The 25,421-nt window shown below is 73.2% G+C and carries 23 protein-coding genes and 1 tRNA gene; 5 read left to right on the forward strand and 19 right to left on the reverse strand.

The window, feature by feature from the left end; genetic code table 11:
* Nucleotides 1-233: 233 nt before the first annotated feature.
* From CC117_RS10835 to CC117_RS10850, 4 genes are all read left to right on the forward strand, one after another.
* The gene (locus CC117_RS10835) at nt 234-923 is read left to right on the forward strand and encodes a cysteine dioxygenase (protein ID WP_407673505.1); all 690 of its coding nucleotides are present in this window, start codon (nt 234-236) and stop codon (nt 921-923) included.
* Nucleotides 920-1,321: a rhodanese-like domain-containing protein gene (locus CC117_RS10840; RefSeq protein ID WP_198541804.1), complete on the forward strand. Its 402-nt coding sequence runs from the start codon at nt 920-922 to the stop codon at nt 1,319-1,321. Before CC117_RS10835 ends, CC117_RS10840 begins: the two co-directional genes overlap by 4 nt.
* A 727-nt stretch (nt 1,322-2,048) precedes the next feature.
* Complete coding sequence (locus tag CC117_RS10845) at nt 2,049-2,417, forward strand: WhiB family transcriptional regulator (RefSeq protein WP_018635137.1); 369 nt, start codon at nt 2,049-2,051, stop codon at nt 2,415-2,417.
* Between the two features lie 288 nt (nt 2,418-2,705).
* Nucleotides 2,706-3,257: a SixA phosphatase family protein gene (locus tag CC117_RS10850; protein ID WP_071083642.1), complete on the forward strand. Its 552-nt coding sequence runs from the start codon at nt 2,706-2,708 to the stop codon at nt 3,255-3,257.
* A gap of 173 nt (nt 3,258-3,430) precedes the next feature.
* On the opposite strand, the gene CC117_RS10855 is transcribed toward CC117_RS10850, so the two are convergent.
* From CC117_RS10855 to CC117_RS39920, 5 genes are all read right to left on the reverse strand, one after another.
* Nucleotides 3,431-3,643 carry a hypothetical protein gene (locus CC117_RS10855; protein WP_071083596.1) on the reverse strand — a complete coding sequence of 71 codons (213 nt, stop codon included), beginning with the start codon at nt 3,641-3,643 and terminating at the stop codon, nt 3,431-3,433.
* Between the two features lie 52 nt (nt 3,644-3,695).
* Complete coding sequence (locus tag CC117_RS10860) at nt 3,696-5,216, reverse strand: alpha,alpha-trehalose-phosphate synthase (UDP-forming) (protein ID WP_071083597.1); 1,521 nt, start codon at nt 5,214-5,216, stop codon at nt 3,696-3,698.
* A gap of 401 nt (nt 5,217-5,617) precedes the next feature.
* On the reverse strand, nt 5,618-5,881 hold the full coding sequence (locus CC117_RS10865) for a hypothetical protein (protein ID WP_071083643.1): 264 nt from the start codon (nt 5,879-5,881) through the stop codon (nt 5,618-5,620).
* Between the two features lie 99 nt (nt 5,882-5,980).
* Complete coding sequence (locus tag CC117_RS10870) at nt 5,981-7,174, reverse strand: hypothetical protein (RefSeq protein WP_071083598.1); 1,194 nt, start codon at nt 7,172-7,174, stop codon at nt 5,981-5,983.
* A 39-nt stretch (nt 7,175-7,213) separates the two neighbouring features.
* On the reverse strand, nt 7,214-10,297 hold the full coding sequence (locus tag CC117_RS39920; RefSeq protein WP_071083599.1) for an FtsK/SpoIIIE domain-containing protein: 3,084 nt from the start codon (nt 10,295-10,297) through the stop codon (nt 7,214-7,216).
* 522 nt (nt 10,298-10,819) lie between these two features.
* Here CC117_RS39920 and CC117_RS10880 point away from each other — a divergent pair.
* Nucleotides 10,820-11,287, forward strand: a complete 468-nt coding sequence (locus CC117_RS10880; protein ID WP_071083644.1) for a phosphatase domain-containing protein — start codon at nt 10,820-10,822, stop codon at nt 11,285-11,287.
* A gap of 17 nt (nt 11,288-11,304) precedes the next feature.
* On the opposite strand, the gene CC117_RS10885 is transcribed toward CC117_RS10880, so the two are convergent.
* From CC117_RS10885 to CC117_RS10950, 14 genes are all read right to left on the reverse strand, one after another.
* On the reverse strand, nt 11,305-12,117 hold the full coding sequence (locus tag CC117_RS10885) for an ABC transporter permease (protein WP_071083600.1): 813 nt from the start codon (nt 12,115-12,117) through the stop codon (nt 11,305-11,307).
* On the reverse strand, nt 12,114-13,190 hold the full coding sequence (locus CC117_RS10890; protein ID WP_071083601.1) for an ATP-binding cassette domain-containing protein: 1,077 nt from the start codon (nt 13,188-13,190) through the stop codon (nt 12,114-12,116). The genes CC117_RS10885 and CC117_RS10890 overlap by 4 nt, the downstream gene beginning before the upstream one ends.
* A 112-nt stretch (nt 13,191-13,302) precedes the next feature.
* Complete coding sequence (locus CC117_RS10895) at nt 13,303-13,929, reverse strand: MerR family transcriptional regulator (RefSeq protein WP_071083645.1); 627 nt, start codon at nt 13,927-13,929, stop codon at nt 13,303-13,305.
* Nucleotides 13,930-14,387: 458 nt separating this feature from the next.
* Nucleotides 14,388-14,873, reverse strand: coding sequence for a bifunctional nuclease family protein (locus tag CC117_RS10900; protein ID WP_071083602.1), 486 nt, complete (start codon nt 14,871-14,873; stop codon nt 14,388-14,390).
* A 162-nt stretch (nt 14,874-15,035) separates the two neighbouring features.
* A complete protein-coding gene (gene ftsR, locus CC117_RS10905; RefSeq protein ID WP_071083646.1) occupies nt 15,036-15,848 on the reverse strand; it encodes a transcriptional regulator FtsR in 813 nt (270 codons plus the stop codon).
* Nucleotides 15,849-15,864: 16 nt separating this feature from the next.
* The gene (locus CC117_RS10910; protein ID WP_018635126.1) at nt 15,865-16,410 is read right to left on the reverse strand and encodes an FHA domain-containing protein; all 546 of its coding nucleotides are present in this window, start codon (nt 16,408-16,410) and stop codon (nt 15,865-15,867) included.
* Between the two features lie 557 nt (nt 16,411-16,967).
* Nucleotides 16,968-17,348, reverse strand: coding sequence for a glycine cleavage system protein GcvH (gene gcvH, locus CC117_RS10915; RefSeq protein ID WP_071083647.1), 381 nt, complete (start codon nt 17,346-17,348; stop codon nt 16,968-16,970).
* Nucleotides 17,349-17,468: 120 nt separating this feature from the next.
* The gene (locus CC117_RS10920; protein ID WP_084131907.1) at nt 17,469-18,248 is read right to left on the reverse strand and encodes a DUF881 domain-containing protein; all 780 of its coding nucleotides are present in this window, start codon (nt 18,246-18,248) and stop codon (nt 17,469-17,471) included.
* The gene (locus CC117_RS10925; RefSeq protein WP_071083603.1) at nt 18,245-18,595 is read right to left on the reverse strand and encodes a small basic family protein; all 351 of its coding nucleotides are present in this window, start codon (nt 18,593-18,595) and stop codon (nt 18,245-18,247) included. The genes CC117_RS10920 and CC117_RS10925 overlap by 4 nt, the downstream gene beginning before the upstream one ends.
* The gene (locus tag CC117_RS10930) at nt 18,592-19,500 is read right to left on the reverse strand and encodes a DUF881 domain-containing protein (RefSeq protein ID WP_241830001.1); all 909 of its coding nucleotides are present in this window, start codon (nt 19,498-19,500) and stop codon (nt 18,592-18,594) included. The genes CC117_RS10925 and CC117_RS10930 overlap by 4 nt, the downstream gene beginning before the upstream one ends.
* A 254-nt stretch (nt 19,501-19,754) precedes the next feature.
* A complete protein-coding gene (locus CC117_RS10935) occupies nt 19,755-22,271 on the reverse strand; it encodes a mannose-1-phosphate guanyltransferase (RefSeq protein ID WP_071083604.1) in 2,517 nt (838 codons plus the stop codon).
* 18 nt (nt 22,272-22,289) lie between these two features.
* Nucleotides 22,290-23,036, reverse strand: a complete 747-nt coding sequence (locus CC117_RS10940) for a CDP-alcohol phosphatidyltransferase family protein (protein ID WP_071083605.1) — start codon at nt 23,034-23,036, stop codon at nt 22,290-22,292.
* Nucleotides 23,037-23,250: 214 nt separating this feature from the next.
* Nucleotides 23,251-24,306 carry a C40 family peptidase gene (locus CC117_RS10945; RefSeq protein ID WP_071083606.1) on the reverse strand — a complete coding sequence of 352 codons (1,056 nt, stop codon included), beginning with the start codon at nt 24,304-24,306 and terminating at the stop codon, nt 23,251-23,253.
* A 962-nt stretch (nt 24,307-25,268) separates the two neighbouring features.
* Nucleotides 25,269-25,342 (reverse strand) — tRNA-Pro (locus CC117_RS10950).
* Between the last annotated feature and the right edge of the window lie 79 nt (nt 25,343-25,421).

Consider the following 25,421-nt stretch of genomic DNA (forward strand, 5'->3'; position numbering starts at 1 on the left):
CCACGGTACGGGTCGCCGCCGTGGTCGCGTCTCGCTCCCATCGCCCCCAGCGCGGTCGCCGGGCGGCCCGCGGGCCGGCCTGCCGCCTTGACCCGCACACGCCGCCCTCACGGCGTCGTCCCCGCCTGGAACGTCCTGCCGGCGTCGATGTGGTGGCGCCACCGCGCGGAATGCCCCCTCGCCGTGTCCTCCTGTGGTCCGTCGCCGTGGTGGCGATGTTTGAAGGAGCCTCGATGCCTCTGATCCACCCCGCGCTGATCCACCCCGCGCTGGTCGCCTCGACCCCGGTTCCGCCACCGGCCCGCGTCCCGGCGCTCGCCGCGGGCGGCGTGCAGACCCCGGGCCAGCCCCCGGTCTCGCCGATCTCCTCGATGCGACCATCGTCATCTGTCTCCCCACTCGTGCCCGAGCGGTTCCTCGCCGACGAGACCCGTCAGCTGTCCCTGCCCGACCTGCGCGAACTGGTCGCCGGGCTCGCCGCGGCCGAGTACGCCTGGCGCCCCCTGGTCCGGCACGACCCGCGGCAGCGCTGGTACATCCGGCTGGTCCTGTCCGGTGTGGTCGAGGTGTGGCTCATCGGTTGGTATCCAGGCCAGCAGACGGAGATCCACGACCACGGCGGGGCGCTGGGCGCGCTCGCCGTCGCCGAGGGCATCGTGGACGAGGACGAGTGCGGCCCGGACTGGGCAGTCACCCGGACCCGCCGCCACCGCGCGGGATCGCACCCCGGGTTCGGCGCCGACCACGTCCACCGGGTCGTCAACCGAGGGCCGGGCACGGCCACCACGATCCACGCCTACTCGCCCCCGGAGCTCCCACTGCGCTACCGGCCGGCCGACGACCGGCAGCCGGGCCGCTCCGTACCCGCGACGCCGCCGGCCGTCGCCCTGGGCCAGGCGCTCACCGCCGGCGCCGGGGTATGAGCGGCAGCCGCATCGACGCGTTGCTCGCCGCGGCCCGCTCCCGGCTGCGCCGGCTGACCCCCGAGCAGGCCGCCGCGGCCGTGGCCGACGGAGCGGTCCTCATCGACATCCGGCCGGCCGCGCAGCGGGCCGCCGAGGGGGGCATCCCGGCGGCGGTGGTCATCGAGCGCAATGTGCTCGAATGGCGGCTTGACCCGACGAGCGAGGCCCGCGCACCGTTCGCAACCGGCGACCACGTCATCCCGGTGATCATCTGCTCGGAGGGCTACACCTCCAGCCTCGCCGCGGCCGCACTGCACGACCTGGGCCTCACCGGCGCGACCGACGTGATCGGCGGGTTCCACGCCTGGGCGGCCGCCGGCCTGCCCACCGCCGGCCTGCCGACAGCACCGGACTGAGCCCGCGGAGCGACCTGGGCGTCCCGCCGCGACTCGTCCGCGGACGGTGGAGGCGGCGCGGACCCTCGTGTGGTCCTCGGCACATTTCGGTCCTTGCGGACCTCCGGCCTGGTCCACCCGCCGGGGTTCGACGTGCCTTTACCTGCCGGCAACCAGGCTCCCTCGGCGCTCCGAACTGCCCGAACAAGGCACCTCAAATGCCCGACACACCCCTCCCCCACCCCCCGAAAAAGATCTTGCTTTCTGTACAAAAGGCCTGTACAGCAGCATCTTTTCGGGTTCGAGAGACCTTGCGCACACGGCGGACCAAACCAGTTACATGGTTGCCATTGACCTGAGAGGGTGAGGTCTGCCACCCCGCAGGGCGGCAGATCAGGCCACCAGAGAGAGATCCGGACGTAGGCGTTTCGGAACCCTTGCTATCCGGTCGAGAGACGTCTACGTTCCTCGGTTAACGAGACGAGACGGGATCGTTTCCGAGCGGAGCGCCAGCAGCCCCCGGCCGCACCGCGACGAAACACCTGGGGGCTCTCGACTTGTGCTGGTAGGCCCACCCGCCCGGCGTGCGGCGCGATGCCGGGCATTGCCTGTCCGCAGCGCACCTGTCCGCCTTTGCAACGTCAGCAGGAGACGGTATGCCCAGTGAGCCCGGCATGCTACCGGTCGGTAGCCCCGCCGCACCCATGTCCCTGTCGCCGTCCGACTCCGTTCACCCGGGAGGGGTGCGATGAGCGCCGGGGTACCCGTCCTTCCGGGTCGCGACCTGCCCCCGCAGCCGTTCGGCGAGGGTTGGCCCGTCTACTGGCGGCAGGATGCCGCCTGCCGCGACGGCGACCCCGACGCCTTCTTCCCGCCGGACGGCCGCAACACCAAGGCCCGGGCCGCCGCGGAGACCCGTGCGCGCAAGATCTGTTCGGACTGTCCCGTGCAGCGGGCGTGTCTGGCCACCGCCATCTTCCGCCAGGAGGAGCACGGCGTCTGGGGCGGGTTGACATCGGACCAGCGCGCCTCGCTGGTCCCCCGCGGCCGGCTGAACGCGGATGACGCGCTCGCTGCGGCTGACCGCGTGCTGCTGTCGATCTCCGTCGCGAGCTGACGCCGGATCACACCCGGGCACCACGCGCACATGGCCCGGCCATCGCCTTCGAGGGGTGGCCGGGCCGCGGTCGTCCGGCGCAAGGCGGGCCGGACGCCGAGTTCACGCCTGAGGCCTTCCACCGAACCGACCGAAATGCCCGACTCCTCGGCCACCACCACCGATCGGTGGTGGCGCGGCCAGGGGCATTGACGAGGGCGTCCCCCTGTCGGCAGTCTGCGAGTCGTCGCGACGCGTGTGGCGACACCCCGACGTGCGAAGGGCGGGAAGGACGACGTGTCCGGTGCGGTGAGGCGTATCCCCCGGCTGCTGGTGCTCCGACACGCCCAGGCCGACCCGCCCGCCGGGCCCGACCTTCGGGACGAGGAGCGGCCACTCTCGCCGAAGGGCCGACGCCAGATCACGGTGGTCGCCGCCCACCTCGTGGCCTCCGGGATCGAGCCCGACCTGGTGCTCTGCTCCGCCGCGACCCGTACCCGCCAGACGGTCGCGCATCTCGCGCACGCGCTGCCGAGCGGCGTCCCCGTCCTCGTGGAGGACCAGCTCTACCTGGCTGAGGCGAACGACCTGCTGGCGCGGCTGCGCCAGATCGACGACGGCGTGCCCTCCGTGCTGCTCGTCGGCCACAACCCGGGCCTGCACACGCTCGTGGTGGGCCTGCTGAACCCGTCCGAGCGGCACCGGGTGCCGACGTTCCCGACGGCGGCGCTGTCCGTCCACGATCTTTCGGTGCCGCGCTGGAGCGAGCTGGGACCGGCCACCACCCGGTTGGCCGACTTCGTCACCCCGCGCCTGCTGCGGGAGGCCGCGGGCACGCCGGAACAGGCGACCGACGCCTGATCACCGGCACCTGGCCGCCAGGCCACCCGCCCGGCGGCGCTCGGCGTCACCCGTGGCGTGGCAGGGCGTGACAGGGGACGTGCCCCGCGCCGGTGGCACGGGGCACGAAGCGACCGACGGGCCAGGCCGCGGAGCAGACCTGGCCGTACCAGCCGGAACAGTCGCCTGGCGGCCTAGTAGGCCTGCTCCATGATCCTGGAGGCCACGCCCAGGCCGGTACCGACGACAAGCGCCACGGCCGTCCCGATCCACAGCGGCACAGAGCCGAGAATCAGCGCGAGGGTCCCCAGGACGAAACCCGCGATGAGGATGTACACCGCGGCCCAGGACCCAGCGTTGGCCTTCACATGACCGGTATCCGACACGTCCACTCCTGTCTCGACCATGGCATGGCATCCACACCCGACCTCCCGCCGAGCGTACCCGCCGGGGCACGACTCAGGAGAAACCCGCCAGGTGACTCAGATCGGCCAGCTGCTCGTCGAGCCAGCGGCGGACGTCGTGCGTGCGGACCTGCTCGGCGGCAGCGGCCAGCCGGCGGTGCCGCTCGTCCATCGGCATCGCGAGCGCCGCGTACAGCGCGTCGGCCATCTGCTGGACGTCGAACGGATGCAGCGTGACCGCGAACTCGCCCAGCTCCTCGTGCGCGCCGGCCATCTCCGACAGGGCCAGGACCCCGCCGCGCCGGTTGACGACCGCGACCTCCTTGGCCACCAGGTTCATCCCGTCGGCGATCGCGTTGACCATCAGGACGTCGCAGATGGAGTAGGCCGCCACGGCGAGCGCGAAGTCCTCGACCATCCGCAGGTCGATGGGCTGCCGCCCCTCCTTGGTGTGCCTGGCGTTGATCTCCGCGACGACGGCGCCGATCAGCGCGATGTAGTCGGCGTACTCGGGGACATCCGTCCGGCTCGGCTGCAGCAGCGCGAGAAAGCTCACCTTTCCGACCAGTTCGGGGTGCTGGTCGAGCAGCGTCCCGAACGCCAGGAAGCCGCGGACGACGTTCTTGCTCGGGTCGGTGCGATCGACCCGCAGCACGAGCTGGCGGTCGTCGTCGAGGAAGACGTAACGCAGCATCGCGACGTGGGCGGCCACCTCCTCGCTGGCGAGGGTGGCGTCGAGCGCCGCCGGGTCGACGGAGATCGGGTAGTAGCGGGCACGCACCGTCCGGTCGTTCACCTGGACGGTCAGCTCGTCGAGGTTGATGGGCAGGCCGAGCAGCTCCCCGGCGCACAGCACGAAGTTGCGGGCGTAGCGGCGGGTGTGGAAGCCGACGACGTCGCTGCCGAGAAGACCACGCAGAAGGCGCTCCCGGATGTCACCCGGCAGGATGCGCCACTCGTCCGGGCCGGGCCACGGGATGTGCACGAAGTGGGTGAGGACGACGTCCGGGCACTGTTCGCGGACGTGCTCGGCGACCAGGTAGAAGTGGTAGTCCTGCAGCAGGACCAGGGCCTTGCCGCCGCGGGAGCGGACCTCGTCCGCGACGGCGTCGGCGTAGGCCCGGTTGACGGCCGCGTAGCCGTTCTCGAACGCGTCGTGGTCGGCGCGGGTCAGCACCGGCGTCAGTGACCGCCCGTACAGGCCGTGCTGGATGAACCAGAGGATCGGGTTGGACCAGACGCTGTAGAAGTCGGCGTAGGCGGCCGGGTCGGTGACCACCAGCCGCACCCGGATGGACGGGCCGTCTGGCTTCCCGTCGACCACGTGTGGCGACGGCTGGGTCTGGACGAGGATCGAGCCGCCGTCGTTCTCGCCGGCGACGGCTGCATCCTCGGGGGTCGCGGCGCCACAGACCCAGACGGCGTCATCCAGGTGCTCGGCCAGACCGGACAGTGCGGACACAAGGCCGCCGGCGCCGCGGGTGACGGTTCGGCCGGCGGTGTCGCGATCGAAGCTGACAGGACCTCGGTTGGACAGCAGAACCAGTGGGAGATCGAGCAGGTCGATGTCCGACACGGCGGAAGGAGCCCTCCTGGTCGTCATGGTGCCCGGCAGCGCCGACAGGCAGACGGCCGGCGCAGGGACGTGCTTCCGGCCGGAGCCGCCGGGCGGTCGGCGCCGGGCGCACGGGACAATCCGGACTGTAGTGAGCCTCGCTACCGGATGCACCGCGTTGCCATGCGGCAGGAAGGTTGTTACCCCGAAGCCCGGCCGGTTACCACCTCCACACAACCAGTGTGGGAACTCCCTGCGCACCCGCCGGGCGATCCGGACCGGTACGCGGCTGGTACGTCTGGTCAGGCAATCCGCGGGAGCGTCCGGGCGGGCGCGCGGGCAGTGAGGTGCCTCTGCTCCGGCCCCGCCCGGGATGTGCCCGACGACACGGTGTGTTCCACGCCACCCCGCGCTGGCCCCGCTCACAGACCGTCGCGGTAGACCTTGACCTCCTGGACGGCGGAGCCGAGCGCGGCCAGCGCGTTCTCCAGGCTGTCCCGCGTCTCGACGAGTGCGCTGGTGAGCTGCTCGATGGYGAGGTGCTCGCTGCCGTCGGTGGCCGCGACGACCATCGCCTGAGCCTCCTCGATCATGTTGAGGGCGCCCTCGAGCTGACCGGTCACATCCTCCGTGCGCCGGAACGCCTCGTCGAGCTGCGCCTTGACGTCGGCGATCGTTCCTGCCACCTGCACTCCGTTCCGTCAGCGACGCGGGTGGTATGACCGGCCCGCGCCCAGGCCCCGTCCGCCGCTGTCGTCCGGACGCCGCATGCCGTTCCCGGCAGCTCAGCGACGCCCGGTTCCTCCCTGACCGGCGGATCGGGAGGAATCACTGGCCGCACCGAAGCCGAGCCCGAACCGCAGGGCCAGCGCCAGGCAGGCCAGTGACCCGATTGTCCCCGCCGGCTCGATCGGAACAAAACGGAAGGTCGCCAGTACGGCCGCCGCCGCCGACGCCGCCGCGAGCAGTCCGGACCGCACGGCGGCCGTGGCGGACGACTCCCCGCCGGCGACCACCGCGACGGCACCCAGCCCGCCGGCCGCGGCCAGGCAGGGCAGCGCGGGCGCCTCCATGAACACCCGGGCCGCCACCGTGAGAGCCGCGGCGAGCGCGCAGGCCAGGGCGGTGACGATCCCGCCCGAGAGCGAGGTACCGCCCCGGCTCACCGCGCGCAGCTCCGCGGACCGGGTCATCACCTCCAGGCACAGCCGGTAGGCGAGCTTCTTCGCCCGCTCCGGGTCGACCAGCCCGTCGGGGCCGACCAGGCCGCCGCCGGGCGCCGGGGCCCGGCGGCGGGTGTCCCGCCCCCGCGGCCCGGCGGCGGTCCGCTCACCGCGTCCCGCACCCGAGCCCTGCCGGCCCAGGACCTTCCGGCCGGAGCCCGACTCGGACAGATCCGGCCCGCCGGAGCGCTTCCCGCCACGGCCCGTCTCCCCGGGCAGGGCGACGGCGGAACGGCCCACCCGGCCGCGGTTCAGGCCGTCCAGGTCACCGGCGTACCGCTGGTAGACCGCCTCGACGTCAGGTTCGCCGCCGTCGCGGGGACGCAGCTGGTCCAGCCCGTCGAGACCGTGCGGCGCCAGCGCGCCGCCGACCTGCGACCACACGGTGGCGACCCGGGACCGGATGTCCTCCGCCGCCGCCCGATGCCGCCGGGCGACGACGTCGGCGCTCTCCTGCCGCGCGCTCAGCCGCTCGGCGAGCTGGGCCTGCATCGCGTCGGACGTCCCCATGAGCTCCCGGTACCGGTTCGCGGCGACCATCGGGTGCTCGGCAGCCCCGAACGCCCCCGCCGGCGGCCCGTACCCGCCGGCCTGCCCCTGCGCCTGCGCCTGCCCGGCAGCCATCGACCCGGTGACCATCGACCCGGTGCTGACCGGCCCACCCGGCAGCTCGGCGAGACCGGCACCGGACGACTCCCCGGCCCGTGGATCCGACTCGGCCAGCAGGCCGTCCTTCCACCGGCCATCGGCCGTCACGCCACCGCCCTCATGTCGTTGTCCTCCCGCCATGCGGCCTCAGACCGCCACACCATTGTCGGCAGCCGATCCGGCGGCGAGTGGTGCGAACGGGACCACCGTGCGCGGATCGGCCTGGACGTGCCGGTCGAACAGCACAGCCCGGTTCGGCGTCGTCCCGGCCGTCACCGGCCGGTGCCCCGCCAGGCCGAACAGGTCCCCCCCGGGCAGGCCGGTGGCCACCCAGGCCGCGATGTCGTCCCGGTGGCCGGGACCGAGATCGTCCACGAGTCGGGACGGGGCGCGCCACCAGCCGAGCAGATGCACACCGACCGCCGGGCCGCGGCGGGTCACCGTCCGCAGGTCGTCGAGCCCTGACCGGCGGGACGCCTCGTCCCGGGCCTCCAGCCCGGCCCGTCCCGCGTCCACCGCGAAGACGACAACGAGGCGCATCGCCGTGGCGGCACCGGCCTGCCCGGCGAGCGCCGCCTCCTCCCGTGCGCGGATCTCCGCCGCGGCCGACGCCAGCACAGCACGCAGGCCGGTGACGTCCGTGACGTAGGTGGGATGACCGGCGAGGCGCAGCGCCTCGGCCATCGCCTCGGCCGCGGACACGGTGGCGGGGTCGGCGGCGACGACGTCCACGGCGAGGCCGCCGCCGGCCGTCTGCGCCCCCACGGACACCGCGGCCGCCTGCAGCATGCCGACGGCCTCCCGCCGCAGCGGGCCGAGCACCGCCAGGTGCCGCCCCGGCAGCCGGGCGAGGCGCACCCCGACCGCCGGCGGCGCCAGGTCCAGCGGCACGCCGACGAACGCGAGCGGATCTCCCGCGGCCCCGGGCACCTCGTGCCCGCCGGCGGCACCGAACTCGTCGGGCGCGCCGCGCAGGCCGACGGCTCCGTGCGCCCCGGGATCGCCGGACGCCGGGACCGGCCAGCCGGCCAGCGCCTGGAACGCCGGGTTGTCGGCGAGGACCGCCGGTGCGTGCCCGACGAACACCCGCGGCGGGCGCATCGCCGGAACGGCCCGGCTGACCAGCGCGCTGACCTGGTCCCGCAGCCCGGCGACCACCCGGGGGTCGGGGTAGGCGACCCGGACGTGCTCGTTGCCGATCGGATGGCCGTTGCGCCGGTTCACGATCGCCTCGCCGACCCCGGACAGTGCACCCGCGGCCTCGTTCGCCGTCGACAGCAGCACCCGCGACTCCGAGATGGATGTCCGCAGCGCGACCCGCAGCGCGAACTGACCGAAGATCGATCCGCGCTTGCCGGCCGTCGCGTCCAGCGCGTCGATACCGGACAGGGTCTGGCTGGCCAGCAGCAGGTGGATGCCGTAGGCCCGGCCCTGCCGTGCCAGCACCTCCAGCAGCGAGACGGCCTCCCGGGCGACCGTGTCGAGCGGGGTGAGCATGACCTGGAACTCGTCGATCACGATCATGATCCGCGGCCAGGCGGAACTGCGGTCCGCGGCGCGCAGCCCGCGCAGGTCCCGCGCGCCGACCGCGCGCATCGTCACGGAGCGCCGCTGCATCTCGTCCCGGGCCGCGCGCAGCACGGCCACACCGAACTCGCGGTCGCTCTCGATGCCGACGGTGTCCGCCTGCGGCAGGAAGAAGGGGTCCCCCGGCCGCTGGGCGAACTGGGCGAACTCCAGGCCCTCCTTGAAGTCGAGGAGGTGGAAGCGAAGCTGGTCCGGCCCGTAGCGGGCGGCCAGCCCGTAGACGATGTCGAGCAGCAGGGTCGACTTGCCCGCGCCGGCCTGGCCACCGACGAGGCCGTGCACGGTGTCGTCGTCGAAGGTCAGCACGACCGGCCCGTCGGCGCCGTGCGCCACCGGGACGGAGATCCCCGCGGAGCTCTCGTACTCCCACAGGCCCGCGGGCAGCAGGCCGCCCAGGTCCGGAGCACTGGCCGCGGCCCGCGCCACCCCGGCGGCGACCCGGTTCGTGACCGCCGAGACGAGCGGCGGTGGCGGCGGGTCGTCGAGCACACAGCCGAGCGTGCCCGACATGGACGTCCGCCAGCTCGCTGGTGCCGTGCTGCCGGCGACGGGGTCCGCCGCCACGCCGAGCAGCTCCGCCGCGGTGATGGTCTCCGCGCGGGGCAGCACGCCCCAGACGCGCCCGGCCCCACCGCCGGCGCCCCAGCCGCCGCCGGCTCCCGCTGCTCCCCCGGCCGTCTCCGTACCGGCCCATCCGCCGGCACCGATGGCTCCAGGACCGCCGGCGCCGCCCCCGGTGCCTGCGCCGCCCGCACCCGCGCCGGGCTCGATCACCGCGATGACGTGGACGCCGCAGGACGGGCCCTGCGAGGCCACCGCGTCGAGGGCACGGGCGGCCTCGTCCGGCAGCGATGGCCAGCCCAGCAGGACGAGCAGCCGCCACGGCTCCGAGCGGGGCAGGCCGGCGTCCTCCCGCTCACGCAGGGAGTCGAAACGGCCGGCGAGGCGGTCGACCGTGATCCGGCCGACCTCACCGGACAGCTCGGCGAGGGCGAGTTCGAGGCGCGCCCGGCTGGTCAGCGTCGGCCCGACCACGCCGCGCAGGCGCAGCGGGGCGAAGGCGGCCAGCCCGGCACCCAGCTCGTGCGGGTCGTAGACCGTCACCCGCACCGCGCCCGGAGGGGCACTCGCGAGGATCCGGGTGAGCAGACTGCGGACGAGGCCCACCGCCTCACCGCGCCGCGCCCGGGTGGTCTCGATCTGGAGGTTCCCCGCGTCGAGCAGGGGAAGCGCCAGCGGTACCTCCACCGGGACGCCCCCACGCCCCACCGGCGGCACCAGAATGCGCCCGACCCGCCACAGCCCGGGACGCCCGTCTGGCCCGATCGGGGGGTCTGCAGAGCCGTCGGAGGGTGCGTTCGCCCACGCGGGCGCCTCCCAGCCGGCGCCGGCGAACGCCGGGGCCTGCCGGCGGGCGAGCGCGCCCGCCTCGCTCAGGGCCAGGCCGACGCCCTCCACATCCCCGACGAGATCAGCGGCCTGGTCGGTCTCCTCCGCGTCGATGATGCGGGGGGCCGCGAGCGGCACCTCGCCGGTCTCGATCCGGCCCGCCTGCTCGTCGAGCCGGTCGGCCAGCGCGAGCGCCGCCTCCAGGCTCTCCGAGATGCCGGAGACGAGCAGGCGCGCTCGCCGTGTGCCCGACACCACGACCTCCTCGCGACAACCCACCCATCACGGCCAACGATCACGGCACGCGCACCCCGTACCCGCGACCGGTCACCGGAACACCACGCTAGCTACCGTTCCGTCGCATCGGGGCGTTTCACCGCAGGCGGCACAGGCGACCACGGGGATGTCCCCGGGCGCTCCGGCCGATATCCACGCCGAACACCCGCGGCGAACTGGAACGTACCGGATGCCCGTCGGGAGACCGCCGCCGTATCCAGGGTGTCGCGCGTGTTCAATGGCCCCGCGGAGGACCATCGAGGCGAATGCCGTACGGGAGGCGCAGAAGTGGCGGATCCGGGGCGCATGTCCGACCTGGGCTCGGGGCCGGCGACGGAGCCGGGAACGGCGCCGGACGGGCTGGCTGGCCCCCGGGAGCCGGTCGACGCACCGGCCGACAAACCGGCCGATGCACCGGTCGACGCACCGGTCGACGCACCGAGGCTCCCCGGCACGGCCGACCCGGGCGCGGCGGCCGCCGCTGAGCCGGGCGAGCGGCCGCTGGCCGTCATCGACGTCGACGGGGTGGTGGCCGACGTCCGGCACCGGCTGCGGTTCCTGCGGGTCCACCCGGGCGACTGGGATGCGTTCTTCGCCGCCGCCGACATCGACCCGCCACTGGCCGAGGGGGTCGAGCTGGTCCGCACGCTCGCCCGCGACCACGATGTGATCTGGCTGACCGGGCGCCCGGAGCGCTCCCGCCCCGCGACGGTGCGCTGGCTGCGGGAGCAGGGCCTGCCCGTCGGCGAGGTGCGGATGCGCCCGGACGACGACCGCCAGCCAGCGCGGATCTTCAAGCGCTCGGAGCTGCGCCGGATGGGAGCGCGCCGCCGGGTCGCCGTCGTGGTCGACGACGACCCGGCGGTCGTGGAGCTGCTGCGCGCCGACGGATGGCCCGTCCTGCGCGCGGACTGGCTCGCCTACGAGCCCACACTGGGCAACGCCCAGAACGAGGAGGGGCGCACCTGACCCGGCCCGCCGGTGGATCAGCGGGCGGTGCCCCGACGGTAGGCGCGTACGGCGAGCGGACCGGCGACCGCGAGGATCCCCACGCACCAGGCGAGGGAGACCAGCAGGTCCTCGGCGACCGGCCCGCCCAGGAACAGGGCACGCACCGCGTCGACCGTGGTGGTGACCGGCTGGTACTTCGCGAACGCCTGCAGCCAGCCAGGCATGGAACCGACCGGGGCGAACGCGGAACTCGCGAACACGAGCGGGAAGACCCAGATCATCCCGCCCGACTGGGCGGCCTCCACGCCGCTCACCGACATCCCGACCACCGCCGAGACCCAGGAGAAGGCGTAGGCGAAGGCGAGCATCAGGCCGAACCCGGCCAGGACGGCGAGGACGTTGGTGTCACCGAACCGGAAGCCGACCGCCAGGCCGACCAGCAGCATGACCAGCATGATGAAGGCGTTGCGGACCAGGTCCGTCAGGGTGCGGCCGGTGAGCAGCGCCGAACGGCTCATCGGCAGCGAGCGGAACCGGTCGACCAGCCCGGCCTCCCGGTCGTTGGCGAGGCCGATGCCGGTGAGCATCGCGCCGAAGACCACCGTCTGCACGAAGACGCCGGGCATGAGGAAGTCGACGTAGTCCACCCCCGGGCCGACGTTGATCGCGCCGCCGAACACGTAGGTGAACAGCAGGACGAACAGAATCGGCTGGATGGTGGCGAACACCAGCAGCTCGGGCACCCGCCAGGTCTGGATCAGGTTGCGCCGGCACATCACCCAGGCGTCGGCCACCTGCCAGAACAGGCGGCCGCGGCCGGCCACCGGGGTCAGGTCGAGAGCGCTCATGCCTTCACCAGATCCTGCTCGTCGCCACCGGACCGCTGACCGGGCGGGGCGGGTGGCCCCTTCCTTCCCGGACCGGACCCCTCGGGCGCGGCCCCGGCCGGCACCCCGGCCGTGGAGCCGACATCGCCGGAGGTCGCGCCCTGGCCCGTCAGGGTCATGAACACGTCGTCGAGGGACGGCCGGTGCAGCCCGACGTCCACGATGGTCAGGCCCAGCTCGTCGAAGGAGCGCACCACCTCGGCGAGCACCGAGGCGCCGGCGACCGGCGCACTCACCCGCCAGTCCTCGACGGAGACGGTGGCCGTGCCGCTGCCGAGCCGGGTGAGTACCTCCGCGGCCGCCGCCGTGTCGTCGCCCTCGGCGAGGACGATCTCCAGCCGGTCACCGCCGATCTGGCGCTTGAGGTCGTCGGTCGTGCCCTCGGCGATGACCCGGCCCCCGTCGATGACGGAGACCCGGTCGGCGAGGTGGTCGGCCTCCTCCAGGTACTGGGTGGTGAGGAGCACCGTGGTGCCCTCGCGGACGAGGTCGGCGATCACCCGCCACATCTCCTGGCGGCTGCGCGGGTCCAGCCCCGTGGTCGGCTCGTCGAGAAAGAGCACCGCCGGGGCCATGATCAGGCTCGCCGCGAGGTCGAGGCGCCGGCGCATACCGCCCGAGTAGGTCTTCGCCTGCCGGCCGGCGGCCTCGGTGAGAGCGAAGCGCTCCAGCAGCTCGGCTGCCCTGGCCCGGGCGACCCGCGACGGCAGCCGGTAGAGCCGGCCGAACATCTCCAGGTTCTCCTGACCGGTCAGCCTCTCGTCGACCGCGGCGTACTGGCCGGTCAGGCCGATGCGCGGGCGCACCCTGTCCGGATGGCGCAGCACGTCCACCCCCAGGACCTCCGCCCGCCCGCCGTCGGCCGAGAGCAGGGTCGACAGGATGCGGACCGCGGTCGTCTTACCCGCGCCGTTGGGGCCGAGGACACCGTGGACGCTGCCCGCGCGGACGCTCAGGTCGAGCCCGGCCAGTGCCGTGTGCCGGCCGTAGCTCTTGCGGAGGCCCTCGACGAGGATCGCTGTCTGATCGGTCACCCGCGCACAGTACGACAGCGCACCGACAGATCCCCAACGGTTTTTCGCCGCCGGCCGCCGCCTGGGCGGCGGCCGGCGGCCGAGCCCGCTCAGGCCGAGCCGCCGGGCCCTCTCAGGCGGAGCTGCGGCGCCGCCGGCGGTGCGCCAGCTCGTCTCCCGGGTGGGCCGCGGGCGRCTGGCCGGGCCGCTCGCAGGGCAGCTCGGCGAGCTGGCCGCGCATGTCCTCCAGGGCCCGCCCGACCGCGATCGCGAAGACGCCCTGGCCGCCCCGGACCAGATCGATGACCTCGTCGTCCGAAGTGCACTCGTAGACCGTCGAGCCGTCACTGATCAGCGTCAGGTGCGCCAGGTCGGCCACCCCACGCGTACGCAGGTGCTCCACCGCGGCCCGGATGTTCTGCAGCGACACGCCGGCTTCGAGCAGCTTGCGGACGACCCGCAGGACCAGCACGTCACGGAAGGAGTAAAGCCGCTGGCTCCCGGACCCGCTGGCCCCCCGCACGCTCGGGACCACCAGGCCGGTGCGGGCCCAGTAGTCGAGCTGGCGGTAGGTGATGCCGGCGGCGGCACAGGCGGTCGGCCCCCGGTAGCCGACGTCGTCGCCCGGCGGCTGCGGGATCTCGTCTCCGAAGAGCTGACCCTGCTCGATCATGGTCGCCCGCTCGTCATCCTCCCAGTGCTGATCCTCATCGTCCGGCGCCACCCGCGCGGCTGCCCCCATCGAGGTGCCACTCTTCACCAGTCCCATCCTCCGGACAGTCCGGGAGCCTCACGGCCCGCCCGCCGACRACGTCGCACACATCACCGCCGTCGCACCACCACCGCCACCCCATCACCACGGACGCGCCGCCGCAGCACTGCGACACGACCGCGACCGCCCCCGCCGCGGTGGACAGCCCCTGCTCCCCGCCAGGCCCGGCGATGGTTCGCCCGACCGTAAGGGTCAGGGCATCGCCCCTTCAATGATCCAAGGCGGCGTGTCCGTAGTCCAGCGGACATGCTGGTGACAGCTGGTCGAGTCCGGTTTCACCCGGACGAATCGCCTCAGGTCGGACGGCGTGTCGGGCCCACAGCCACGCCCATGCCTCCGGGTCGGTCATGCCAGACCTGCCGACCCGGCCCCGCGGCGCCGCCTACGTGGTACGCGGGCCCGCTGCGCCGGAGAGCGTGGCACCGCCCCCGGCACCGGCCCCCGGATCACGAACCCGGCGTGTTGAAGTCCTCCGGCGAGATGGTGTCCAGGAACTCCCGGAACTTCTCCAGCTCGCTCTCCTGTTCCTGCTCCTGCTCCTCGGGGACAGTGATGCCGGCCTCGGCGAGCACCGCCTCCACGCCGTACACGGGCGCACCCATCCGCATGGCCAGCGCGATCGCGTCCGAGGGACGGGCCGAGACCTCCACGCCGTTGCCGAACACCAGGGTCGSGAAGAAGACGCCGTCCTGCAGGTCGGTGATGGTGACCTGGGTCAGCTCCGTCTGYAGGGCCCGCAGCACGTCCCTCATCAGGTCATGCGTCATCGGCCGGGCGGTCGTGATGCCCTCCTGGGCAAAGGCGATCGCCGTAGCCTCGACCGCCCCGATCCAGATCGGCAGGTACCGTTCCCCGCCCACCTCCTTGAGCAGGACGATCGGCTGCTTCGACGGAAGCTCGACACGCACGCCGACGATGTCCAGCCGATGCACCGATCTACCTCCTAGCGCAGGTGGGGCAGGGCGGAACGCTGTGACCGGAGCCAGAAAACCCCACGAGGAGACAGTATCCCCGCTACCGCCCCGCGTCAGCGTGCCCGTCGGTTCTCACTTTCCGTGGATGATCGCACCATTTGGGTAGTGGATACCCGTGCACTACCCCGAGCGAACGGCGGCAAGCCGGGTACGCAGCAGCGCTGCGTGCATGCGCACCAGCAGCGTGGCGAGCTCGTCGACGGTCTCCGCGGCCCGGCCGTCGGACTCACCGAGGCGCCCCGACCGCAGCGGGGCCACCGCCGCCTCGATGAGACCGGCCTCACGGTCGGCCGCGGCCCGGGCCGCCCGCAGGTGCCGGACCTGGACCCCGTGGGCCGCCAGCAGGGCCACGGTACGGGCCACCAGCAGCGCGTCGGCATCGTAGTACCCGCCGCCCGCGATCGGCCCGACGAGCCCGTTGCTCTCCAGCTCCGCCAGCACGTCGTCGTCCAGCCCACTCGCGGCCAGCAGCTCCCGGCGGGAGATCCGGATCCGCTCGGCCCCCAGCAGCGAGTCCAGGCCACGCCCCGCCGGCCGGTCCGGCACCGCCCGGGGACCCGTCCTCGGCAGCTGGGTCTCCCCCCGGTCCAGCGCGGCGAGCTCCTCCTTGATCACCCGCAGCGGGAGATAGCGCTCCCGCTGCGCGTGCAGGACGTGCCGCAGCCGCAGGACGTCATCCAGCGAGTACTTGCGGTAGTTGGCGCTCGTGCGGGCCGGCTCGACGAGCCCCTCCGACTCGAGATACCGGATCTTCGACAGGGTGATGTCGGGATACTCGGCGCGCAGCCGGTCCAGCACCTCGCCGATGTTCAGCGTCTTCGCGGCGTCCCCCGCCCGCGCGGGCGTGCCCCGCCGGCCGGCGGCCGACCGGGCGTCACCCGCGGAAGCGGCCGGCCRCATCGACTCCGCCGCGGCGCCGCTACCGCCGCTCACCGCCCCGTGGCCCCGTTCACCGTGCTCCGACCCCCCCATAGGTCGCCCCCGTCAGGAAGACGAGGCGAAACTTTCCGATCTGGACCTCGTCCCCGCCGGTGAGCTCGGCCGAGTCGATCCGCTCGCGGTTCAGGTAGGTGCCGTTGAGGCTGCCGACATCGCGGACGGAGAAGCCCTTGGTGTACGGCGAGCGGTGGAACTCTGCATGCCGCCGCGAGACGGTCACGTCGTCGAGGAAGATGTCGCTCTCCGGATGGCGACCTACCGTGGTGAGATCAGCGTCCAGCAGGAACCGGCTGCCCGCGTTCGGGCCGCGCTTGACCACCAGCAGCGCCGACCCGGGCGGCAGCGCGTCGACCGCGGCGACGGCGTCACGCTCGGTCGACTCGTCGACGTGGTCGCCCTCGATCCCGGAGAGCGCGGCGGCGAGATTCAGCGTGGAGGTCTGCTCCGCGGGGCGCTCCGGCGCCACGGGCTCGCCCGGACGCACCAGAGGCGACCCGCACCGCGCGCAGTACAGCGCGTCGGACGGGTTCTGCTGGCCGCACCTCGTGCAGAACACAGTCTCGTCCGCTTCCTGCCGGACGCCCGCATGCGGGTGGCCGGCCGCTCGGTCCGCCGCCCTCACGGCAGCGGGAATGGTGCCCGACAGGGGTTGACCCGACGCATCCGGGACATCACCCCACGCAGACGACCGAACGCGGCAGCATCCGCGGCCGCGGCCGTCACGGCGCACTCCGAGGCTAGTGCATCAGGAGCACCGTCGTGAAAAGGGTGCGGCGGGCGATTGTTCGGCGTGGCGTCACCGGACGCACGCGGCGAGCATCCCCGCCTTGACACGGAGCGCCCGACGACATAACAGACAAACCTGCACTCCACCCTGAAGTGCGACAGCCACGCACACTGCACGTCACCAAGAATGCTCCGGCAACCACAGTCCGTACACGGATCGTCCGGCAGGGAGATTTTCGGGTGACGGACAGCCGACCGTCACCCCGCCCCCGGACGGGCACCGGAGCCCGCCTCGCAGCCCCAGAAACGGTCAGACGTGGCCTCGGCGTGGCCCGCCGAGGCCTGGCCCGCCGAGACCTCCCGCCGCCAGCCGGTCATCGCGGTGTGCTACTGCTCCTTGACATACTCGCCGTACTGGGTGGCGTCCAGCAGCCCGTCGAGCACGGATGGTTCGGCGACAGTCACCTCGACCAGCCAGCCCTCGCCGTACGGATCGGAGTTCACCAGCTCCGGCGCCGCGACGAGGGCCTCGTTGCGCGCCGCGACCGTGCCCGAGACGGGGGCGTAGATGTCGGAGACGCTCTTGGTCGACTCCACCTCGCCACACGGCTCGCCGGCCGCGACCGGCGCCCCGACCTCCGGCAGCGAGACGAAGACGATGTCACCGAGTGCCCCCTGGGCATACGCGGTGATACCGACCCGCACCGTGGTCCCCTCGGCCCGGGCCCACTCGTGCTCGCGGGTGTACTTCAGGTCCTCGGGATACAGCGCAATCGCCTCCTGCGGTCGTGGTGCTGCACTGGTACCGGACACCGGCACCGGCCTGTCGCGGACACGTCGGCCCGCCGACGGCCCGACGCCCCCGACCCGTCCGCACGGGGCTGTCGATCAGTCCGCAGGACGGGCGAAACGAGGGCTCGGTACGGTGCGCAGGGCCCTGATCTCGATCCGCTCGGAGTTCGCGACCTCGGCCTGCGCGCCGTCCCGGGTAGCTACCGTATCGAGCACCCCGCCAGGAATCCGCATCGCCTGCGCGAGCGTATGCGCATCCCCGATGGCCCGCATGACATACGGCGCGGCGACCTGGCCGCCGTCGACGGTCATGCCCCCGCCCGGCGCGTCGACGATGTAGGTCGAGGCCACCACCCGCACGCCCGACAGCTCGATGGCCTCGGCCCCGGCGTCCCGCAGCTCCTGCAGCGCGTCCACGAGGATCCACGCCTCGACGGTGCCCCGCGGGTCGTTGATCGTCAGGGTGACGCCCGGGCCGGTCGCCGGGCTGGTCCCGGCCAGCACGGCGAGTGCGTCGGCCTCCTGTCGGGCCCGGTCGATGTCGGCGTCGCCGCGCGCGCCGTCCGCGATCGCCGACTGGGTCGCACGCAGGCCGCCGGCCTCGTCCTGCAGGCGCTGCCCGTCGACGGAGAGGTTCTCCAGTTCGGCGGCGAGCTCGTCCGGTCGCAGCCTGCCGAGACGGTCGGCCGGGTCGGCGGATCTGACCATCACGGCCAGACCGAATCCCAGCCCCGCGAGCAGCAGGACACTGACGATCCGCAACGCCGGACCCGCCAGACCGCCGCCGCTCTGCGTCGCGTTGCCGACAGTCGCCTCCGCGACAGGCGCTGCTCCCTCCGCGCCGTCGCCGACGGCGACCTCGTGGTTGGCTGTCAAGACTTCAGCAGCGATCGTCGGACCGCGCTCGCGTTGGTGAAGATCCTGATCCCGAGAACGACGACCACTGCCGTCGACATCGCGCCACCGACCCCGAGGCCGTCGCCCAGTGCGACCAGGGCGACCGCGAGGGCGACGTCCGACAGGAAGGACACCACGAAGACCCGGTCGGAGAAGACCCGCTCCAACGCGGCTCGCAGCCCGCCGACCGCCGCGTCGACCGCGGCCATCACCGCCACCGGGAGGTACGGGTCGAGCCAGGCGGGCGGCCGCGGGGCGGCCAGCAGCCCGGCGACGACGCCGACGACGAGTGCCAGCAGTCCGGTGATCGCGCCTTCACGGGTCATGATCCACTCCCTCGGGCGTATCGGAGGTCGGTGCCCGGCGCCGCCGGGACCGTCACCTCGTCGAGCCGCGCGACGGTGACCGCGTCCGGCGGAGCGCCCACCCGGGTGCGCAACCGGACGGTGACCGACGCGGAGGCCACTCGGGCCACGATCGTGCCAGGGGCACCGATCGCCTCGATCACGTAGGGGGCCTCGACCGGGCTCAGGCCGACCAGGATCGCGTCGCCGGCGGCCCGGACCGCGCTCAGTGCGGTGAGCCGGACCCCGTTGACCGCGACCGCCTCGGCCCCCACGCTCCACAGCAGGTTCACCATGTCGGCCAGGTCGTGGTCGGCGAGCCGGCTGTTCGGGCCCTGCGCGAGCGGGCGCGGGTTCCCCGCATCGGACGCCGGGCCGGTCGGCGGATCGACCAGCGTCACCCGGACCCCCGGACCCCGGGCCGGCGCCAGCCCGGCCGGGGCCGCAAGAGTGCCGATCTGCTCCGTCGCGGCGGCCCAGGTCTCATCCGCCAGGCGCCGTCGGGTGAGCATGTCGGCGGTGACGGAACGTTGCTCGCGCACCCCACCGGCGAGGTCGTCCCGCTGCTCCGACCGGGTTTCGTAGACGGCGCCCAGCCGGTCCCGCAGTCGCTCCCGGGCTGGCGCCGACTGCGCTGCCGCCTGCAGCGTCACCGCTGTGAGCAGGCCCATGAGCAGCAGCACGAGGGGGAGAAGCAGACGGCGCGGCACACTCCGGTGAGAGGCCGGCCCCCACGCGGCCGGCCGGTCGGCCGCCCGGTCGGCCACGCGCGCGTAGGCGGGGTCGAGCGCCGTCGCGGTCACCTGCCCGAGAGGCGAGGCATCCTGCCCGCGGGTCGGCTCCGGCGGATCAGGGGTCGACGGCGGCCGCGGCTGTCCGCGGGTCACCAGCCGGTCCTCGACCGGCGGCGCGGGGGACGGTGCCGGCGGGTGGGTCCGTGTCCGTGTCCGTACGTGCACACCTGGCATCTTGACGTCCTCTCCGGCCTGAAGGCCGGGGGTTYCCCCCGTGCCGCGCCGGTCGGGGCGTGCTCCTGCCCCGGACCTGGGCGGGACGTTCACGCCCGTGTCCGCGCCGCTCAGGTCCGCGCCGCTCAGGTCCGACCGTCGGGGGCGTCGGCCGGCAACGCGGTCACCACCGGTCAGGCCTGGCCGGTGGGGGCGTCCACCGGCGGCGCCGTGGCCACCACAGCGCTCCACCGGCGGATGAGGGCCTCGGCGTCGTCCAGGTCGGCCGCCTCGGCCCACAGATGGGTGACGGCCTCGGACGGGTCGGGCAGCACGAGCACCCAGGAGCCGTCGAGGCTGACGATGCGGACCCCGTCCGTGGTGTCCACCCGCGCCCCGGAGCCGCTGTCGACCGATTCGACGACGCGCCGCATGACCATGCCCTTCTCGGCCCAGGGGGTGGGCACCGAGGTTCGGACCATGGCGACCGGCGGGATCCGGGCGTCGATCGCGCTGAGGGTGAGGCGGGTGCGTGCGACCAGCGCGACGAGGCGGACGAACACGGCCAGCCCGTCGATCACCGGCGCGAACTCGGGGACGACGAAGCCGCCCCGCCCGTCCGCGGCGAACACCACCCGCTCGTTCTCCACGATCTTGGAAAGCCCGGCGCCGGACATCGGGATACGCCGCAGCGTCAGCCCGTGGAACCGGCTGACCTGGTCGGCGACCCGGGTGGTCGCGACCGGGACGGCGACCGTCGATCCGCGGTTCTCCGCGGCGACGAGGTCGAGCATGACCAGCAGCGCCCGCTCGTCACTGATCAGGTCGCCGCGCTCGTCGACGATGGTGATCCGCTCACCGATGTGGTCGAAGCGCACCCCGAAGGCTGCCCGTGAGCTGGCCACCAGCGCGCCCAGGCGGTCCAGGGCCCGGCGTTCCTGGGCGGCGCCGGGTTCGGGGTAGGTCTCGTCCAGGCGGCCGTTGACGGTCAGCACGTCCACCCCGAGCCGGCCGAGCAGAGTGGGAAGCAGCAGCGACGCCGCTCCCCCGGACGGGTCGACGACCACCTTGAGGTCGGCCTCGGCCAGGCCGCTGGTGTCGACCCGGTCGAGCAGATCCTGGGTGTAGACGTCGGCCGTGCGGGCGGGGAAGCGCAGGTCGCCGATCTCGCCGGGGAACGCGCGGCGGAACTCCTGGCGGGTGAAGACCCGGTCGAGCTTGCGCTGCGCGGCCGGGGAGAGGTCATGGCCGTCCGCGTCGAGGAAGACGATGTCGATGCGCTCCGCGTCGCCGGGCTTGGAGCGCAGCATGATGCCGCCGGCGGCGTCGGAGGTCCGCACGTCGAAGCGCGCCACCGGCAGCGGGGCGACCTCCAGGTCCCGCACGTTGATCGCGCCCGCGGTGAGCGCGCTGATCACGGCCCGTTTGAGAGCGCGGGCGGCACGCGAGCCGTCGCGAGCCGTGGTGACCGTGGTGCCCTTTTTCAGGGTGGTGGCGTAGGCGCTGGCCAGGCGCACCACCAGCTCCGGGGTGATCTCGGCGTTGACCAGGCCTGATACCCCGCGCGGCCCGAACAGCGAGCGCTGCCCCCGCGACTCCCAGATCACGCTGGTGTTGACGACGGCCCCGGCCTCGATCGTCTTGAAGGGGTAGACCTTCACGTCGTGCGAGACGAACGCCTCCTCCTGGATGACGCACTCGTCCCCGATGACCGCACCCTCCTCGATGCGCGCGGCGCGCAGCACGTCGGTGCTCTTGCCGATCACGCAGCCGCGCAGGTTCGCCCGCGGGCCGATCAGCGCGTTGTCCTGGACGACCGCACGGTGCAGGAACGCCCCCCGCTTCACGACGACGTTGCTGCCGAGCACGGTGAACTCCCGCAGCTCGGCGCCGGCCTCGACCTTGCTGTAGTCCCCGACGACCAGCGGCCCCTTGAGGATGGCGTCGGGATGGACGTCCGCGTCCTCGCCGATCCACACGCCCGGGGACACCTCGAACCCGCCGATCTCGACGTCCACCTGCCGGTTCAGGACGTCCGCCTGCGCCCGCTGGAAGCTGGTGATGGTGCCGACGTCCTCCCAGTAGCCGCCGGCGACGTAGCCGTAGACCGGGGCACCGGCGGCGACCAGACGGGGGAAGACGTCGCCGGACCAGTCGACGGCCTCCCCGGCCGGGACGTGCGCGAGCACCTCGGGCTCCATCACGTAGATGCCGGTGTTCACCGTGTCGGAGAACACCTGCCCCCAGGTCGGCTTCTCCAGGAAGCGGGAGATCCGCCCGTCCTCGCCGGCGATGACGATGCCGAACTCCAGCGGGTCGGGCACCGACCGCAGCGCGACGGTGACCAGCGCCCCGCGGGCCCGGTGGTAGGCGACGAGCGCGGTGAGGTCGATGTCGGTCAGCGCGTCACCGCTGATCACCAGGAACCGCTCGTGCCGCAGCGCGTCCTCGGCGTTCTTCACACTGCCCGCGGTGCCCAGCGGGGTGGTCTCCGTGGCGTACGACAGGTGCATGCCCAGCTCGTCGCCCGACCCGAAGTAGTTCCGGATCATGGCGGCCAGGAACTGGACCGTCACGACGGTCTCGTCGAACCCGTGCCGCTTGAGCAGCCGCAGGACATGCTCCATGATCGGGCGGTTGACGACGGGCAGCAGCGGCTTCGGCAGGTTCGCGGTCAGCGGCCGCAGCCGGGTGCCCTCGCCGCCCGCCATGACGACGGCTCTCAAGGCTTACCTCCCGATCTTCCCGGGCACCGGTCCGGAGGCCGGCCCGGCCGATCCGGCTGATCCGGCCGATCCGGCTGATCCGGCCGATCCGGCTGATCCGGCTGATCCGGCTGATCCGGCTGATCCGGCTGATCCGGCCGATCCGGCTGATCCGGAGGCGGGTGGCCGGGCGCGCTGTTCCACGGCCAGCCGGCGGGCCTGTTCGAAGTACAGGAGACCGGACCACCAGTACAGGGCGGTACCCCAGATGGCGAACGCCCACCCGACAGGACGGGCTGCCGTCGCCAGCCAGGAGTCGCCGGCGGACAGCAGCAGCAGCGGGAAGGCGTACAGCAGGTTGAAGGTGGCCGCCTTGCCCAGATAGTGCACGGGCAGCGTGGTGCCGACGTGGAGGCGGCGCAGGATCGGCACCAGCCCCAGCAGGACGGCGTCCCGGGCGACGAGCACCAGCGCGAACCACAGCGGGACGATGTCACGCAGAGTAAGCGCGATGATCGTCGCGAGGATGTAGAGCCGGTCCGCCAGCGGGTCGAGCACCACCCCGAGGCGGCTGGTCTGGTTCAGGACCCGGGCGAGCTTGCCGTCCAGGTAGTCGCTGACCCCGGCGAACGCGAGCACCCCGAGGGCGGCGCCGTCCGCCTCCGGCCCGAGGGCCAGCCACAGGAACAGCGGGACGCCCAGCAGGCGCAGGCCGGACAGCAGGTTCGGAATGGTCCAGATCCGGTCGGAGGCCTGCGTAGCCGCCGTCACGCCGAGTGCCTCCTCCCCGACCCGGCCACGCGCGGACAGCCGTGACAGCCGCTGGCGCCGGCAGGCGCCACAGGGCTGGCAGTCCCCAGCGGCTCGCGCGCCGACCTGGCGGACGCGGGTCGTCCCCCAGACGCTAGCGGATAAGCGCAGGCAGGGTCATCGTGTGCCGGGCAGGACGGGCACCGCGGAGGCGGCGGCAGCGGGCCGCCGCCGGTCACATGATGCGGCCGACCTTGTAGGTGGAGCTGTAGATGGGGCGCAGCGAGACGACGCCGCCGGTCTGCGGCGCGGCCCACATGTAGCCGTTCCCGGCGTAGATGCCCACGTGGTAGATGTTGCCCTCGGTGCCGTAGAAGATCAGGTCGCCGGGCCGCTTCCCGGACTGCGGGACGTGCGTCGACACGTTGTACTGCCCCTGCGCCGTACGTGGCAGCGAGCGCCCGAGCTGCTTGAAGACGTACTGCACCAGGCCCGAGCAGTCGAACGAGTAGGGCCCCTCCGCACCCCACACGTACGGCTTGCCCTTCTGCAGCGAGGCCAGGTAGACAGCCTTCTCCCCGATGGAGCTACCCGGGATCACCGAGGGGATCGCCTGGCTGATCGCCGGGCGCGGCGCCACCGGCGCCTTGATGGTGATCGTGGCGGAGCTGGCCACCGAGGGCCGCAGAGCGCTCGTGCCGTCGAACACCGCGGTGATCGTGGTGGTACTCAACAGGCGCGCGGTGACCTGGGCCTGGCCGCCTGCGTCGGTGGTCAGCGCGGTGGACGTCTGCCACTTCGGCCCGTTCACCACGACGATGCGGACCTGCTGGTTGCCCAGCGGGGCACCGCTGGCCTCCTGGGCCCGCACGGTGAGGACGACCGGCGCGTTCGGCGCGACGGTGGAGTTGTCCGCGGACAGCGCCACCCGGGTGAAGATCGGGTCAGGGGCGGCGATGGCACCCGCGAGCGGTGCTGCCACGGCCGCCGCCGTCGCCTCCGGCGAGTCGGCGGCGCCGCCGCCCTGACCGGGGAGCACGGAGGCGGTCTGGGTCGCGCCCGGCTCCAGGGACGCCGGGGCCTCCGGGGTGGACGGCACTGTCGCGGCGAACGCGGCGGTGGAGGCGGCGAGCGTTCCGGTGGTGAACGCGGCGATCGTCGCGGCCCGCCGCGGCGGGTGGGAGGCACCCCGCCGGGAGCCGGTGCCGGATCGGACGTTCGAGGAGCGCGACCGCCCCTTGACGAACTGGTCCCAGTCCTCGGGCAGCCAGGCAATTCCGCGACGGGGCAACGCGTGTCCTTCTCTCTCCGGCGCCTGCAACACACGCTGCCGGATACAGCAGCGCGCCGTCCCGCCGGCCCGGGGCTTGGCCGGTGGAACCGGGTCCGTCATCCAGCCGACCGGGGGGCGACCACCTGCCCACCGGGACCGCTGACGGCCCTTGTCCCGCCCCACCTGTCTCGGAGGGGAAGTCGAGCCGGGGACGGGACACGGCGCATCGGCTCGACGCTTTACATACATCGGACAGTGCTCGGCACTCTCGAATAGCTCTGCACACAGGTGCCGAAGCTGAAGATAGTGGACTTCGGCACATGTCCGACAATCACCCCCCTCACAACAATCACCCACCCTGCGGTGTGATCACCATGTGGAAATGCCTGCTTACTTTCCGTCGAATCAAGCCCGCAGGCACACGGCCGCCGACGATCGCCCATGCACCCCGGGGGGCGGCACCGACGCCTGCCTGGTATAGGAATTCAGCCGGCCCGGGGCCCGCCGGCATCGCGCTGCTCCGGGCCGCCGAGGCCGCCCACGGCGATCGCCGAACGGTCCCGCGCAGCGCCGGGCGGTGGCGCCGGAACACCGGCGCGCCGCAGCCCGGCAATGCGCCCGAAACAGAATGCGTGGGCAACGCACACATCCCGCACCAACCTTGGTGGAGTGTCACCCGCGCCGCACAGGGGCACCCCGGAGCATCCGGGATGCAGCCCGGGATGGACCAGCGAACGGGTGGATCCCTGGCCCGACCGACCCAGGACACTCGGGATGTCCGGGATGTCCGGGCGGTCGACTGGCACACCCGAGCTGGTCGGGCGCGATCCGGCCACGAACTCCGGCAGCGGGGACCACGGTTTCGAYGCGGTGACGCACCACCGCAGGCCCGACAACACGGGAACGCTGCAGCCGTGAACGATGCTACGGAAAAGCAAAAGCCCCCGCTGCCACGAATGGCAGAGAGGGCTTTCCTCCTGTCGGGACGACAGGATTTGAACCTGCGACCCCCAGACCCCCAGTCTGGTGCGCTACCAAGCTGCGCCACGTCCCGTACTACCCAACATTACCCTACCGGAGATCCGGCGTCCCGCCGGGGCCGGGCCGCCTCCCGGTGTGACACCGGGTGCGGT

It is taken from the genome of Parafrankia colletiae (assembly GCF_001854655.1).
In the GTDB taxonomy this organism is placed as follows: Bacteria; Actinomycetota; Actinomycetes; order Frankiales; family Frankiaceae; genus Parafrankia; species Parafrankia colletiae.

Bases quoted from the DNA above. Each gene is read 5' to 3' on its own strand.
- CC117_RS10885 (WP_071083600.1), bottom strand. From the start codon at position 12,117: ATGAGCGCTCTCGACCTGACCCCGGTGGCCGGCCGCGGCCGCCTGTTC.
- CC117_RS10855 (WP_071083596.1), bottom strand. From the start codon at position 3,643: ATGGTCGAGACAGGAGTGGACGTGTCGGATACCGGTCATGTGAAGGCC.
- CC117_RS10835 (WP_407673505.1), top strand. From the start codon at position 234: ATGCCTCTGATCCACCCCGCGCTGATCCACCCCGCGCTGGTCGCCTCG.
- CC117_RS10935 (WP_071083604.1), bottom strand. From the start codon at position 22,271: ATGGCGGGCGGCGAGGGCACCCGGCTGCGGCCGCTGACCGCGAACCTG.
- CC117_RS10845 (WP_018635137.1), top strand. From the start codon at position 2,049: ATGAGCGCCGGGGTACCCGTCCTTCCGGGTCGCGACCTGCCCCCGCAG.
- CC117_RS10840 (WP_198541804.1), top strand. From the start codon at position 920: ATGAGCGGCAGCCGCATCGACGCGTTGCTCGCCGCGGCCCGCTCCCGG.
- CC117_RS10925 (WP_071083603.1), bottom strand. From the start codon at position 18,595: ATGACCCGTGAAGGCGCGATCACCGGACTGCTGGCACTCGTCGTCGGC.